Below are 13,222 nucleotides of genomic sequence, written 5' to 3' on the forward strand. Positions count from 1 at the left end.
GTAAATTTACAATATAATTTGTGCGACATATAAAAATGAAGTTCTACCGTATATTAATTATTTAAAAATAATCTGTTATGAATACTTAATCATGGATTAGAATATATGTTTATGTCGTAAAAGATATATTTACAAAAGGCAAAAATATGTTATAATAACATAAGCATAACAGATAAGGGCAGTGTATATTATAACATATTTTAAGGCAAAAAAATGTGTTGTAAAATTTACAACACGGTTATTTTATAATTGCGAAATTGCGATTTTATAGTGCTTTTTAATATCACGATAAAATGAAAGGGTGACAATGAGCAGGGGGATACCTACAATAAAAATCGACAAAATAAAGAAAGAAAAAATGAGCTGGTACATAGCAAATCTGAAAAAGAAAAATAGAATTTTAAGCTTTACATATTCTGCGTGATTTGAAGATTTTTCTTTTTCCAAAAATCCAGTATTTGGGGTGTTGGCGATTTTGGCAAGTTGTTGGGCTTGTGGGTTAGCAAAAGGTGCTTGCTTTTCCGCTTCAATGTTGCTGTTAAGTGGTTCGATAATTCTTTCGTTCATGTTATTATTTTAGCATTTTAGGGTTTGTTTTTCAATTGTGTTTATGTTTGGGGTTTATTTTTAGAAAATTGTAAATCGACCGCACGCTCGTTTGGGCTTTTAAGAGTTAGCCCCACGGCGTGCTCGATTTGCGAAGTAGTCGGGATTTGTGCGAATTCGAAAGAATTCATCTGAAATGTGAATTTTTTTGATTGTGAGTAAAAAGGAGAAAAACGGAGCGTTTTGAGGGATTTCGAAGATTTCGTGATAATCGTAGTCACGAGTTTTGAATTCTTGTGGTATAGGTGAGCGTTCTGAAACGATGTTTGGAAAAAGTTCGGGCTTGTTGAGATTGCGTGAAGACCAGTAACGCTTGGCGTTCGGTTCTGTTATTAGTTCTTTGGTGATATATTTTTTAATATAACTTGCCATTTTTGAGGTGTCACGAATTGGGGCGATTTCAGATCGACCGAGATTGTATCGATTGATGAATTTTCTTTTTGTGTTTGGTTTTGGGTTTTTGATTTCTGAAATTGTAGCATAAGGGTTTTTGCGTGAATGGAAGTTGTCTGTGGGGTTGAGATAATTTTCGAGTAAGGCGTGAAAATGCCACGCTCCGTTTTTGTGGCGTTCTGGAACGATGAGGTATTTGAATTTTGAGCCGTGAGTTCGCTGATGATTTACTTGTTCGGTGTTGAGCCATTGTTGAAGCAGGGCGGACATTTTTGCGAAGTTGTGGCGGTTTTGTTCGGTTTTGATTTTTGGGTTTTTGGCGTCGAAAGTGAAAGTCGCGAAGTGGGAAAAGTTATTTGATAGCACATAATCTGATATTTTAGTTTTTGTGCGATTGATCGATTTTTGAAGAGTGTCAATTTCGCTAGAGTTTTCTTCATTGGCGATACCTTGATTTTCTACACCGAAGTTTTGAACAACGAGTGGGCGTTTGTAGCGAATTATTTTAATGAAGTTAGGGTAAATTTTAGCATAATTATAAATTGTTTTATATTTTTTTCCGGTTTTATTAAGAATGCGTTCAGTTATGTTAGATGATTGCTTTCTTAAATCGTTCATTTAATTTACTCCTTTTGTCAGTTAAGTGTGGTCTATGACAAGGGGGTTCCGCGTGGCGGAACCCGACCACTTTTTAATAATTATTGATGCGAGAGATATGGAAGTAATCTCTGAATTCATCACCTTTATTATTAGTGAGAGTTCGCTTTGATGATGAGTAAACTACCATTGAGTTTCCACCCGTTAGAAGAGCAGGGGCGAAGTCGAAAAATTGGTTATCTTTGGCCATAATTCTATAATCATTGAAGATTTGAAAGAGGGCGTCTTTTGCCTCTTTTTTGGTATTAAATCGGGCGATTTCGCGACGATTGCGAGTAATTATATATGAATATTTATAAATTCGTTGTAGTTGTATTGTGAACATATTTTCCTTTCGTGGGTTTGGGGTGATTTTGTCGCGGGGCGGTCGCCTATCGCGACAAAATCTTTCCTTTTTTAATTGCTTTCTTATCTATCTGTATGGCGTTATGTTCTTCGAACTGTGCTTGACCGGAAACGACTTTTTGAAGTGTGTCGTACATATTGCGTAAGCGTTCGGAATGAAAGAACCAGCCATATTTAACAGGTTTGCCCACCAGTTCGCCAGAATAATCGGTTGTGAGTTTTTTGGCGTTGTATACTTTGTTGATTGTAAAAATGTTAGAGATCGTGTTACACATAATCAGGTAGTCTGATTGTTCACGGAAGGGCTTTGCCATACGCAAGAACAATTGAGAAGTCCCTATAATACATTTTCTTTGCTTGCGTTGCTGTGAAATTTCCGTGAAGATATAGAGCGGAATGTTCTTGCTTTCGAGAGCGTTGAAGTATGTGTGAATTTCATCAATTAAGTAAATCACGCCGAATTTATCGTTATTGACCGAAACGAGAAGTTTGTGAAGTTCTTCGAACTCTGAAAAGGTTATGATTTTGTTTTTAAGGTCTGGTGGTGGTTTAATTTCAAGGTTGGTTACTAAAATCGCTTTGGGATATTTTAGTATAAGATTGTGAACATGCTTGACGGCTGACAATGTTTTTCCTGAACCTTGAAATCCACAATACATAAAAAGACCTGTTTCTTTGAATAGTTCTTTATCTTTCGCCATCAAGCGGTTTGCTTTATAGCTATCAAGATGAAAGCGAAATTCTTTTTTGAGTTGATTGAGGTATGACATTTTTCTCCTTATTTTTTCTGAATATTTATAAATGGAAGCTTTCCTAAAATCCACCAAGCAAGAGAAGCCAGAATTTCAACAGGCATTAAGACGAACGAAAGTGTAAGTATAAACGACATCGCCTCATTTGATCCAAGAATGTATGAAAAGAAGCGAATAGCGGGCTGAATAATTGAAATAATCCAACCGAAAGAGGCGAGTAGGTTAAACCCACCAGATAAAATACCTGAAAATGTTGAAAATACAGGAAAAATTGTAATTGAAAGCATGAAATTGACTAAATCTAAAATCCAAAGAATTATCATTATTTATCCTCCTTATGAGCCCATCGCTCCCAGACATAATAAGAACCAAAAAGAATAGGAATTACTTGAAGAATACGATTTATCGCCCAAAATCCAAAAGCGAACCATAGAAGATTGCGAGCGAGGAATATAAGAGGTTCAGGAACACTACAAGCATCAAATTTCAAAATCTGCTTAAAGCTATCCCAAGAAGAGCTTGAAATTGCGAATTGTGAATCATAGCGACAGGAAGATTGAGCACTGACGCCAGTAAAGAAATTAAATTCAATATATCGAGTCAATTCACCGAGTGAATTTTTAGCTTGATTTGACATTGAATTAAATTTTGCTTGAAGTTCTGCTTGTTCTGGTATAAATATTTTCTTTACTATATCAATTATGAACTTACCGAGTTCGATGAAAAAGTTGACTATAAAATCAACAATTTTAGCTACACCTTCGAAAAGCCCAGAAAAAATTGATGATATACCATTTTTAAGATTTTCGAAAAATGAACCCGTCCAAGAAGCAAAAACCGACATACTGTCAAACATAGGGGCGAAGAAATCTTTAATGCCTTGAAGTATACCACCAAAAAATCCGGCATCTTGATTGTTGCTTGAATTTCCGCTATTGTTTGAGCTGTCTGGTACGGAAGTTGCTGGCTTTATATTGAATTGGTTAAGCTTGTTGTTGGTGTCTGAATAGATAACAAAATAATCAGGGTCGTCTGTTGAGGTTATCTCTGCTTCGTAAGATGGGGCAGAGGGTTGGTTTGCGTAAAAAGAGCCGTTACCCTCCAAAAAACCGCGTTCTTTATTATAGGTTGATTGAGTATAATATCGAGCCTTTATTTTAATTGTATATCTTCCAGTATGTTTGTTGTAGGACAGGTAAGAGCCACAATCTGGTTGAGATTTGATTGGATATTTTCCGGTTTCTGGATTGTAGCTTTCGTAATCAAGATAGTCGCAAGAATAAGCGTAAACATTGAGAGTGTTTCTCTGTGAATACTCTTTTGTGTTATAAATCAAATAATGAACTGTTGGGTTGTGGTCTTCGCTTTGGATAAAAGCACGGGCGAAAGATTGTCTTTCTTTTTCTGAAAGACCCTTAAAACTTCCGACCTCGTGAGCGAATGAAGTCGAAGATGAGAACAGTACAAGCAAGAATGAAAATAATACCGAAAATGTTGCCGAAGATTTGCTGAATTTCCACATCTTTACCTCTTTGACCTTGCGTTAAATTTTGAAATTATATAAAAGGAAATAATGGTTATAAGAATTATAGCGAGCCAAGTTATGTCATCGAACTTAACGAATTTATTGTGAAGTGGCGTAAAATAATAAACATCGTTCATATCTACAACCTATCTCTAAAAAGAATGTTCATAAGCATTGAGAAGAAAAGGTGAACGCCTGCCAAAACTCCAATGATTGGAAGCAGGAAAATAAAACCTTTACTGAATAGATCGAGCAGGGTTGAAATAACTTCTGATGATGTGACATTTTGAACCATAATTTAATCCTTTTTGTTGAGTTGATATTGAAAAGGGTGGGGCGGTGGAACGCCCCACCGTGCGGTTAAACGCGACCGCTCTTTCCGCGGTTGATGACCTTTCGGACAATGTTGATACCTACAACGGTTACCAAGATTGGAGCAACGAAAGTCAAACCGGCGGTGAAGTTGGTTGTGATCGCCGAAACAAGTTGAGTGGCGAGACCTTCTGGAATAGTAATTGCTGACATAACTATTTAATCCTTTTTGTTAAGTTAATAATTTTTTTGTTCGCTTTTTGTTTGTTTTTGCGATTGGGGAAGAATAGGCCGACCTTTACATATCAAATTCTTCCTCCAAGTCAATTTTTTCTTTGTTTGTGTGTTTGATTGCGTGAGCAAGACCGAAGACATCTTTTTTATCTACGAAATAGTCAATTTTAAGACCATTTTTGAAATGTAAAGTTAAAATGTGAAATTCAGTGTTAGTTTTTTGCGAAGTTCCAGTTCGAACTGAAAGTCGAGCAAGTGTTGATATAATGTTGTCGTTTGTTAGATTTTTCATTGAAATCTCCTTATAATTATATTTAGTTGTTTTATGGTTAGATATTAGCATATAAGATTTATAAAATCAATATATGTCGCAAAAGATATATTGTGCGACATATCTTGTTTTTCTTTTTCACATATGCTAATATCGAATTGTAATAAAAAATAATAACAATTCGAAAGGAATTTAATAATGAAAAACCACCCTATCAACGTAATGCCTAAAATTCACACTGCTACAATCGCAGATAAAGAATTTACGAATCCAGAAACGAATCAGGTTGTTCAATACTCGGTTCTTGAACTTGGTCTTAAACTTGATGGCGAAATTCAGACTATCGCTTTCAATCTTTCTAAAAAATCAAATATGAAACTTTTGATTCTTGCGTCTGAAAATAAAAACTGGCTAAACGAGGAAGATAGCACTATGTAGCACGGTCGAAATCTTCCCAAACAAACGCAAACAAAAAGCGAACAAAAATTACTAAACTAACAAAAAGGATTAAAGATTTATGTTGGAAACTTTTGGTTCATCTGCTCAATCAATTTTCCCAAGCGACACCGCAACTAAGTTGATTGAAGGCTTGACTGGCGTTATTGGTTCAAATATGCCAATTATCATTGCCCTTCTCGGCTTCACTCTTGGTGTTGGTTTGGCTTTCAAACTTCTCAAGAAGTTCTCGAAAGTTAAGGCTTAAGCCTCACGACCCGAGCAAGTCGTTAAACTGCTCTTCCACTTTTCGATATTAACTTAAATTTTCGCAATAAAACCTCCATATAGGAGGTTTAAGTTATACGGAAAACTTATACAAAACCAAATCTTTTACGGTTTTGTTCTTGAATTTTCCTCCGCAATTTTCGAGGAGGCTTCTGCTAGCACAGTTATCTTCTTTCGTCATGATCAAAAAATCAGAGAATCCGAGATCTGGCATTATCCTCAAGGCTAATTTTAGCTGTTCTGCGCCAAGGCCTTTTCTTCGAAATTTTGGTCGAATATAATAATTGACGACGCCAAAGTCGAAGAATGGGCAGATCTTGCGTGGCTCGGTAAAGATTATGATAAATCCAACGAGCTCTTCACCCCTGAAGCTGAAAAATATTTCGAATTTCTGATGATCGTCGAAAGTTCTTCTTCGGCATTCTTCAATCGCATTCATCCAATCGTCAAAATTCTCCATTGCGGTGTATTTTAGCGGAAAGCCTCCACAATTTTCGGCGTCAATTTCTGTCATCTCTTTGACCAACACACATACCTGCTCGCCATCCTCGAGAACAGGTTTTCGCAAAATTAAATCTGGCATATCGCCACCTCTTTCTAAAGTACTTGGCCATATTTTAACATAATTAAATAAAAATGTCAATAGAGCGCGAATATGGTCTATAAATCTCGCCCGACAGCGGTGATGCTGGCTTCGAGTTTTTTTGAAGCGCTCCACATTTGCCATACTGCGACCTCTGTTGGTGTTTGTCCAGACCAGAGTGAGAGCGGCGAGAATTTGGCGATTTTGCTCGACGCGGGACTCGAAACCACCTCGCCGTTTTGAGCAAAAATCAGATTTTCTGCGTGAAAAACCGCCACTAAACAGGGGTAAGTTAGTGTAAATTTATGTATAATCTCCACAAAATTGGCCAGTTGGAGTGAAAATGTCAGCACTTTTGGGTAAAAAACGCTCGAAAAAATCTTCTGAAGTTGTGCAAAACTCGCAATAATCGTAAGATTGGGCTTTTGTAAGATTTCGTGCGAAGAATTGATTAAAATATCGACCGCGTCGCGCGTAATTGTTATGGGCTTATCTGTAAAAAGGATGAATTTTTCAAACAAGACGGCGGTTTCTGAATTCTTATTGGTGTCACCAATGAATAAAATTGCGTCCGCCCAAGCCTCGGCCGCACGAAAGTCATCCCACGCTTCCGCTGAAAACCCGCCAGAATGGTTGCTTTTGGCAAAAACTACATCTGTTAATTCATCGATTTTCAAAAATTTATTAAGCGAATCGGGCGCCAAGATTTTGACTTCGCCCGCGCCTGTTTTTTGCGCTGTGTCGTATGCCAATGCGAGGCTTCGAAATGATCCACTCCCGCCTCCCACAATTAAAATTTTTCCTGCGCGAGATTTTTGCTCTGGTCGCGCCCACGCAATCTCTGGAAAAAGCAATTTATCAGATTGGACCTTCCAGAAATCAAACATTTTTTACCTCGATTGAAACTGGGCAGTGGTCGCTGCCAAAAATATCGTCGTGAATTCCAGCGTCAATTATCTGGAGATTTTTCCCTTTTTGATTTTTGAAAAATTGAGCGCTCGCCACAAAATAATCAATCCGCCAGCCGACATTTCGCTCGCGCGCTTTGCCAAAATTGCTCCACCAGGTATAAAATTCCGCCCTTTCAGGATAAAAATTTCGAAAAGTATCAACAAAATTCGTATTCAAAATATTGGAGATCCCCGCTCGTTCTTCATCTGTAAAGCCGGCGCTACGTCGATTCTGCTTGGGCCTAGCGAGGTCGATTTCTTGGTGGGCCACATTGAGATCTCCGCAAAAAATCACAGGCTTTTTATCGAAATCCTCACTCAAATTTTCCGCCAAAATCTCGACATTCTCTGATGAAAAATCACTATTCGAAAGCACTCCTTGCTCCAATTTGGTCGCAAATTTCAAAAATTCTGCGTCCCATTTTTGTCGCAAATCCATTCGTTCTAACTTATTTTTGGCGTTGGGAGTATAAACCGTAACCAGCCAGAACTGCTCGAATTCCGCCGCGCAGATCCGCCCTTCCCCGGTGGCGTCGCCGTAATTGTCGCGGAGAAGATCATCTTTCAGAAATTCCTCAGGGAAATTATGAAGCACTCTCAAAGGCTTGATTTTGCTCCAGATTGCGGTACCGGAATAGCCTTTGCGCTCAGCAAAACTCCAAAATTGCTCAAAATCCGCATAATTCTCGGCGAAGTTTTCTTTTGAAATCTGGTTGGCTTGAATCTTAATCTCTTGAAAACACACGATATCTGGATTTTCTTTTTCGAAAAATTCTCGAAGTGCGCCCTTTTTTTCAACCGACCGCAAACCATTGACATTCCATGAAAATATTTTCATACTAAAACCTCTTGATCATTCGTGCGCTCTCTCTTGCGGCCTGCTTACGCTTGAGAGTTTCTCGTTTGTCGTATTGCTTTTTGCCCTTACCAACAGATATGACGATCTTGATAAAGCGACCGCCTGCTAGAATTTTGAGTGGAACGATCGTAAAGCCATCCTTTTTAGAAATGGCCAAATTGTCGATTTGTTTGCGCGTAGCAAGCAATTTTTTAGGCGTTGTGTCAATAGAGTCTGATTTGGAGATTCCTTCGCCCTGATTTTTGAGTGAAAAACTAGCGTTGTTGAGCCAGAGTTCCATGCCCTTTTTGCCTGCTCGCAGAGTAATAAAAGCGCCCTTGAGACTAACGCGACCGTCGCGCACAGCTCGCACCTCAACACCACGCAGGCTCATTCCTGCTACGATTTCTTCACCCAAATCATAATCGAACCGCGCTCGGCGATTTTCGATATTTTTAAGAGTTTGGGGCTTTTTCATATAATTTATTTTAGCATAGATTTGAGAATCCCGCAAACGCTAGAAGAGGCTTTGTTGAGGAAGATTCGATACTTCTTCTGTGAGAATTTTTAGAGCTCTCTCGTTTTTGACTACATCTTTTAAGAAGACCTCAAAAGCCTTTAAATCGCTAAAATTATATAATTTTTCATTAGGTGAGAAGAAAATCGTAACTTTCTTTTGCCTTTTAAGAACTTCTATTGCGTTGTATAATGTGCCCTTGCTTAAAGCTTGTTTTTTGAAGCGAGTCATCATATAAGTGGGCTCCCACAGCATGATGGCTTCCGTGCAATCTTCTGCCATTTGAGTGTCTTTATATCTTTGTATTTTGAATTTGTCCTTTTCGTGAGATGGTGGCGTTATTTTTACGGTAGGCCAACCTAGCGAATAGCCTTCGTTATGCCTTGCTCCACCCTGCTCAGAAGTATATATGGAGATTTTATTTTTAGGATATGATTTTTCTAGGAAGAATTTTTGGATGCTTAAATCGACGCCTTTTGCGTCGCTAACTAAAATTGAGCCATTTTCATCCACTATTTTATTGAGAATATCTGTAATTTGACTGGGTAAAGTTTTTATGCTTCTTGACCCTGAAATAAAATATTTTTTCATCTGCCTAATAGTCCTTTTCCTAAATTCTTAACCATACTAATAAAATATATTTTTTCTATGTTTTGATGCTTTCTGAGTAGTTCTGAGACGGCTTTAAGTGTTTTGCCTTGGCCATAGGTGTCATCTATTATAAGAATTGATGTTTTATAGTGTGGCGGATTGATTATAAAATCACTTTCTTTGAAGAATTCATTAATGGGCATATTTTTTGCCTTTTTGTTGATATTTTTGATTATCAAATCTTGCTCATATGGCCTATTTAATGCTTCTGCTATCATTTTGGCGAGATCAAAGACTGGTTGTCTCATCTTGGCTCTATGTGTTGGAGCCATAGGGCACACAATAAGGTCTTCTTCATTTTTTAAGAATTTGAAAGAAAGCAATTTATTCTCTATGCTATTAAAGATAGTTTGTAATTTGTGATTATATTGAGCTTGACTTAGGGGCTCATATTTTATTTCGTGTATAAGCTTGCCTAGCGGTGTATATTTTTTATAGAGGTCTCCGTAATAGTCAAAGGCTATTCCGTGGTCCACGCAGGGGGGTAATGATTAGCTTGGAGACGGCGTTAATGCCTCCGCCATCTAAAAGGATCTTTGCGCTTTCATGATGAAGTTTGTTCATGCTTATATTGTATCACAAAAGCGGATTTTAGAAAATTATCATCGAGTCGCCGTAGCTCAAAAATTTGTATTCTTTTTCGGTGGCGTGGGCGTAGGCTTTAGAAAGATTCTCCCAGCCAGCAAAGGCGCTTGCCAGCATTAAAACGGTCGATTTTGGTGCGTGAAAATTGGTCATCAGTCCGTCGATTGTCTTAAAGTCATAGCCGGGATAGATGAAAATATCCGCCTCGCCCCGGAGATTGCCATTTTCGTTTTTTGATATTTTTGAAATTTCTATCGAAGAATTGGCACCAGAATTTCCATCCAAACTCTTTTCGAAGATTGCATTATGTGCGTATTCCAGCGTGCGCGCAACGGTTGTGCCGAGCGCAAAAACTCGCCCGCCGTTTGCCTTTGTTTCTCGGATTTTCTCAACTGTTTTGAGCGGAATTTCGAAATATTCTTGATGCATTTTGTGCTTTTCGAGATCGTCAACGCGGATCGGCATAAAAGTCCCCAAGCCCACATGGAGAGTGAGATAGCAGATCGAGACGCCCTTTTCTTTTAGGCTTTTCAAAATTTCTTCCGTCATATTAAGGCTGGCGGTCGGCGCCGCGACAGAGCCTTTTTCGTCCGCAAAAACAGTCTGGTAGCGCTCGATGTCCAGCGCGGTCGCGTCTCGCCGCATATATGGTGGTAAAGGCACAGTGCCGTGTTGCTCGCACAAATCTCGCAGATCAGTGTCGCTCTCAACGATGGCGAGGCCGTCGCCAAGGACTTCGCGGACGCGGATTTTTTCGCTTGAATTTTTCACCGTCAAAATATCGCCCGCCTTAATTTTGCCGCGGTACATCACCTTGTGTGAATGCCAATCATTGTCGCCAGCGTGGCGCTCCAAGACGACCAACTCTCGCTCTGCCCCGCTCTCCTTCTCAACAAAAAGCCGAGCCTTGATGACGCGGGTGTCGTTCAAGATTAAAAGATCTCCCTTTTTGAAAAACTCCGCCACATTGCGATAAAAACTATCGCGGATCTCGCCCGTATGGCGGTTAAGGGCGAGCAACCTCGAAGCGCCTCGCACTTGTGGTGGGTGTGCCGCGATGAGGTCTTCTGGTATGTTGTAGGTGTAATCTTCGAGTTTCATTACCGTATTATATCATTTTTTGCTGCAAATCGGAAACGCTCTTATATATATCAATTAAATCGCCGATATCCGTATCTATCATAGGTTCATACATGAATGAATTTAGATGAATGTGTTCTGGTGTTATGAGATTCACTCTGGATAGAGTTTTTATATGTTCTGAATTTAAAAAATTTAACTTGAACACATTGAATAGTATTCGGAACTGATTGGGTTTATCTATTTTTTCGAATATTTTTTCGTTCTCCTCGGGTAGAGTGTTTATCATGTATTCTTCAGCTTTCAATCTGCTCGCAATAGCTAGAGTTATCTTATGCTCTAGACTTGTGAGGTTTCCCGATTGGGTAATTTTATCTGCAGCATTGAATATATATTCTCTTACGCTTTGCTCTGGGTTTGGGAAAGTCTTTAATGCATTGTTATTTTTAATTTTAATGCAAGGTTCAAAAATGTCTTTTAGGTCGGCTAATTTTATGGTGCTGGAATTGTTTTTTGTGTGTAATATTGCGGTTGTTTTTTCGTAAGAATAATTTGCAGGTGATTTGTCATTAGGTATGCTCAAAAATTCCGAAATGTTTCGAACGAGCGGTATTAATGAGATGATCTGATATTCGTTTTCGAGTTTAGTCCAGTCTTTTAGAGGGTTGTTTGATGGTCCGTCCTCCAGTAAGATAGTGTTATTTATTGAATTTGCGTGAAATTTATACCCCTTCTTTAGACCTAGTCTACCCGTAATAGTTCTGTAAAAATCAAAATTATGAGAAAGTATTAGAAGATATAGATTTTTTTCTTTGCATAGTTCGGCTAGATATTCGACTATTGCGTATTTATTTTGATAATCAAAGGAGTCTGCTATATCATCAATAACCAATAGTGTCGGTGCATCAGTCTTTGGTTTTATTGATTCTATGTCGAAGAGGATGTTAAGAATATATAGGGCTCGTTTTTCGCCCTGATTAAGCACAGATTCTGTCAGGTCTCTGGTTACTAATTTATTGCTACGACCATCTTTTTCGAACTGGAATTTTACTTCAGGGAGAGTTTCACCGAGCAATATCTCATCGATGTTCTCGATTTTCATTTTAAAAGGGACTTTAAATCTAGATTCGAAGTTTTCGAAAACTTCCTCCCATTTCGAACCTTCTTTTTTGCGTTCTTGAATTGCTTTGAGGGTTTTATCTGATATTTCTTGAAATTCTTCGATAGTATCTTTGATGTCTTTAAAATAAGACGACCAGATGTTTTTCTTGAATTGTTTGATATTATCATTTTGCAGCATTTCTATGATTTCTGGATATGTTTTTATTATTTCGTGAAGATTTCTGGATTTAGCTGACTTATCCAAAGCTTTTTCTATATTTTTAAAAGGGGTGGTGAGCTTTAATTTAGTGTTGATTTCATTTATTAGGTCCTGTAGGCCATCCGTATCCACTATTTCTTGTCGTGTGTTTAGGTTGATTTTATTTTTAGGCAGGAAATAGTCAGATGACTCTAGGAGCTCGGCTAATTTTCTGAATTTAAGTAGGTCGAAGCTTTCCTCTTTTAAGAATTCAAATTCACGATACACCTCTTTGCGTGCTTTTATGTAGGTGCGAATGTGCTTCTGGAAATCATCACCAGTTATGAATTTTTCCAACTGGGGCTCAAAAATATCGGCATATTTAATCTTTAGATTGAGTGACGAGTGCTTTGGGATTTTTTTGAAGTCTTTTGTTAGGCTTGTTAGTTTTGCTCCTTCTGTACTAAAGTCTGACAGTATATTTTGTTCTATGGAGTCTATTTTAGTACCTGATAAGCCCGATAGCGTTTTCAGTATGGATTGTTTTTTGGCTAATAGTTGGGATGTTAAATTTCGTATCTCGTCACTAACTAAAAGTTGGGTTAGCTTTGCGGATTCATATTTCTGTACTAAGCTTTTGATTACAAATATTTGACTCGATTCAATAGGGTTTTCATCGACCAATATATCGGCCTCCCCGGAAACATCAAATATTATATCTTTAATATTTTCGCGTTCGCCTTTTTGTATATATTCAAAAGTTTTAGCGAAAGATGTTTTCATCGTACCATTTTTAGCGTATATGGCGATAGCCTTGGAGTCGTCTTTGAAGTCAAATGATTGATTCATGTTTTCGATTCCAAAACAGTTTTTTAAATTTATTTCTAATTTCATGCTGGT

The 13,222-nt window shown here is 38.0% G+C and carries 18 protein-coding genes; 2 read left to right on the forward strand and 16 right to left on the reverse strand.

Annotated elements, in window-relative coordinates:
• Nucleotides 1–243 precede the first annotated feature (243 nt).
• The 8 genes from Q4A21_01020 to Q4A21_01055 form a co-directional block, all read right to left on the reverse strand.
• On the reverse strand, nt 244–567 hold the full coding sequence (locus Q4A21_01020) for a hypothetical protein (GenBank protein ID MDO4902122.1): 324 nt from the start codon (nt 565–567) through the stop codon (nt 244–246).
• 99 nt (nt 568–666) lie between these two features.
• Nucleotides 667–1,617 carry a hypothetical protein gene (locus Q4A21_01025; GenBank protein ID MDO4902123.1) on the reverse strand — a complete coding sequence of 317 codons (951 nt, stop codon included), beginning with the start codon at nt 1,615–1,617 and terminating at the stop codon, nt 667–669.
• A 73-nt stretch (nt 1,618–1,690) separates the two neighbouring features.
• Entirely contained in the window at nt 1,691–1,981 is a 291-nt protein-coding gene (locus Q4A21_01030; protein MDO4902124.1) for a hypothetical protein, read from the reverse strand.
• A 46-nt stretch (nt 1,982–2,027) separates the two neighbouring features.
• Nucleotides 2,028–2,771: an ATP-binding protein gene (locus Q4A21_01035; protein MDO4902125.1), complete on the reverse strand. Its 744-nt coding sequence runs from the start codon at nt 2,769–2,771 to the stop codon at nt 2,028–2,030.
• An 8-nt stretch (nt 2,772–2,779) separates the two neighbouring features.
• On the reverse strand, nt 2,780–3,076 hold the full coding sequence (locus tag Q4A21_01040) for a hypothetical protein (protein MDO4902126.1): 297 nt from the start codon (nt 3,074–3,076) through the stop codon (nt 2,780–2,782).
• Nucleotides 3,076–4,275 (reverse strand): hypothetical protein, encoded by a 1,200-nt coding sequence (locus Q4A21_01045; protein ID MDO4902127.1) that lies wholly within the window; start codon nt 4,273–4,275, stop codon nt 3,076–3,078. Before Q4A21_01045 ends, Q4A21_01040 begins: the two co-directional genes overlap by 1 nt.
• Nucleotides 4,276–4,638: 363 nt before the next feature.
• A complete protein-coding gene (locus Q4A21_01050; protein ID MDO4902128.1) occupies nt 4,639–4,803 on the reverse strand; it encodes a hypothetical protein in 165 nt (54 codons plus the stop codon).
• A gap of 85 nt (nt 4,804–4,888) precedes the next feature.
• Nucleotides 4,889–5,116 (reverse strand): hypothetical protein, encoded by a 228-nt coding sequence (locus Q4A21_01055; GenBank protein ID MDO4902129.1) that lies wholly within the window; start codon nt 5,114–5,116, stop codon nt 4,889–4,891.
• Nucleotides 5,117–5,293: 177 nt separating this feature from the next.
• Here Q4A21_01055 and Q4A21_01060 point away from each other — a divergent pair, with 177 nt between their 5' ends.
• Nucleotides 5,294–5,533 (forward strand): hypothetical protein, encoded by a 240-nt coding sequence (locus Q4A21_01060; protein ID MDO4902130.1) that lies wholly within the window; start codon nt 5,294–5,296, stop codon nt 5,531–5,533.
• A 79-nt stretch (nt 5,534–5,612) separates the two neighbouring features.
• Nucleotides 5,613–5,798 carry a hypothetical protein gene (locus tag Q4A21_01065; GenBank protein ID MDO4902131.1) on the forward strand — a complete coding sequence of 62 codons (186 nt, stop codon included), beginning with the start codon at nt 5,613–5,615 and terminating at the stop codon, nt 5,796–5,798.
• Between the two features lie 93 nt (nt 5,799–5,891).
• Here Q4A21_01065 and Q4A21_01070 read toward each other — a convergent pair whose 3' ends face one another.
• From Q4A21_01070 to Q4A21_01105, 8 genes are all read right to left on the reverse strand, one after another.
• Nucleotides 5,892–6,401, reverse strand: coding sequence for a GNAT family N-acetyltransferase (locus Q4A21_01070; protein ID MDO4902132.1), 510 nt, complete (start codon nt 6,399–6,401; stop codon nt 5,892–5,894).
• Between the two features lie 77 nt (nt 6,402–6,478).
• Complete coding sequence (locus Q4A21_01075; protein ID MDO4902133.1) at nt 6,479–7,288, reverse strand: hypothetical protein; 810 nt, start codon at nt 7,286–7,288, stop codon at nt 6,479–6,481.
• Nucleotides 7,281–8,189: an exodeoxyribonuclease III gene (locus Q4A21_01080; protein ID MDO4902134.1), complete on the reverse strand. Its 909-nt coding sequence runs from the start codon at nt 8,187–8,189 to the stop codon at nt 7,281–7,283. The genes Q4A21_01075 and Q4A21_01080 overlap by 8 nt, the downstream gene beginning before the upstream one ends.
• Before the next feature lies 1 nt (nt 8,190).
• Nucleotides 8,191–8,667: an SsrA-binding protein gene (smpB, locus tag Q4A21_01085; protein MDO4902135.1), complete on the reverse strand. Its 477-nt coding sequence runs from the start codon at nt 8,665–8,667 to the stop codon at nt 8,191–8,193.
• 39 nt (nt 8,668–8,706) lie between these two features.
• Nucleotides 8,707–9,297, reverse strand: coding sequence for a hypothetical protein (locus Q4A21_01090; GenBank protein ID MDO4902136.1), 591 nt, complete (start codon nt 9,295–9,297; stop codon nt 8,707–8,709).
• Nucleotides 9,294–9,605, reverse strand: a complete 312-nt coding sequence (locus Q4A21_01095; protein ID MDO4902137.1) for a hypothetical protein — start codon at nt 9,603–9,605, stop codon at nt 9,294–9,296. Before Q4A21_01095 ends, Q4A21_01090 begins: the two co-directional genes overlap by 4 nt.
• Before the next feature lie 343 nt (nt 9,606–9,948).
• Nucleotides 9,949–11,043, reverse strand: a complete 1,095-nt coding sequence (gene queA, locus Q4A21_01100; GenBank protein MDO4902138.1) for a tRNA preQ1(34) S-adenosylmethionine ribosyltransferase-isomerase QueA — start codon at nt 11,041–11,043, stop codon at nt 9,949–9,951.
• Between the two features lie 7 nt (nt 11,044–11,050).
• Entirely contained in the window at nt 11,051–13,216 is a 2,166-nt protein-coding gene (locus Q4A21_01105) for a hypothetical protein (GenBank protein MDO4902139.1), read from the reverse strand.
• Nucleotides 13,217–13,222: the final 6 nt, after the last annotated feature.

This window comes from bacterium (genome assembly GCA_030530825.1).
Lineage (GTDB): Bacteria > Patescibacteriota > Saccharimonadia > Saccharimonadales > Saccharimonadaceae > Nanogingivalis.

Bases quoted from the DNA above. Each gene is read 5' to 3' on its own strand.
- Q4A21_01020 (MDO4902122.1), bottom strand. From the start codon at position 567: ATGAACGAAAGAATTATCGAACCACTTAACAGCAACATTGAAGCGGAA.
- Q4A21_01025 (MDO4902123.1), bottom strand. From the start codon at position 1,617: ATGAACGATTTAAGAAAGCAATCATCTAACATAACTGAACGCATTCTT.
- Q4A21_01030 (MDO4902124.1), bottom strand. From the start codon at position 1,981: ATGTTCACAATACAACTACAACGAATTTATAAATATTCATATATAATT.
- Q4A21_01035 (MDO4902125.1), bottom strand. From the start codon at position 2,771: ATGTCATACCTCAATCAACTCAAAAAAGAATTTCGCTTTCATCTTGAT.
- Q4A21_01040 (MDO4902126.1), bottom strand. From the start codon at position 3,076: ATGATAATTCTTTGGATTTTAGATTTAGTCAATTTCATGCTTTCAATT.
- Q4A21_01045 (MDO4902127.1), bottom strand. From the start codon at position 4,275: ATGTGGAAATTCAGCAAATCTTCGGCAACATTTTCGGTATTATTTTCA.
- Q4A21_01050 (MDO4902128.1), bottom strand. From the start codon at position 4,803: ATGTCAGCAATTACTATTCCAGAAGGTCTCGCCACTCAACTTGTTTCG.
- Q4A21_01055 (MDO4902129.1), bottom strand. From the start codon at position 5,116: ATGAAAAATCTAACAAACGACAACATTATATCAACACTTGCTCGACTT.
- Q4A21_01060 (MDO4902130.1), top strand. From the start codon at position 5,294: ATGAAAAACCACCCTATCAACGTAATGCCTAAAATTCACACTGCTACA.
- Q4A21_01065 (MDO4902131.1), top strand. From the start codon at position 5,613: ATGTTGGAAACTTTTGGTTCATCTGCTCAATCAATTTTCCCAAGCGAC.
- Q4A21_01070 (MDO4902132.1), bottom strand. From the start codon at position 6,401: ATGCCAGATTTAATTTTGCGAAAACCTGTTCTCGAGGATGGCGAGCAG.
- Q4A21_01075 (MDO4902133.1), bottom strand. From the start codon at position 7,288: ATGTTTGATTTCTGGAAGGTCCAATCTGATAAATTGCTTTTTCCAGAG.
- Q4A21_01080 (MDO4902134.1), bottom strand. From the start codon at position 8,189: ATGAAAATATTTTCATGGAATGTCAATGGTTTGCGGTCGGTTGAAAAA.
- smpB (MDO4902135.1), bottom strand. From the start codon at position 8,667: ATGAAAAAGCCCCAAACTCTTAAAAATATCGAAAATCGCCGAGCGCGG.
- Q4A21_01090 (MDO4902136.1), bottom strand. From the start codon at position 9,297: ATGAAAAAATATTTTATTTCAGGGTCAAGAAGCATAAAAACTTTACCC.
- Q4A21_01095 (MDO4902137.1), bottom strand. From the start codon at position 9,605: ATGAGACAACCAGTCTTTGATCTCGCCAAAATGATAGCAGAAGCATTA.
- queA (MDO4902138.1), bottom strand. From the start codon at position 11,043: ATGAAACTCGAAGATTACACCTACAACATACCAGAAGACCTCATCGCG.
- Q4A21_01105 (MDO4902139.1), bottom strand. From the start codon at position 13,216: ATGAAATTAGAAATAAATTTAAAAAACTGTTTTGGAATCGAAAACATG.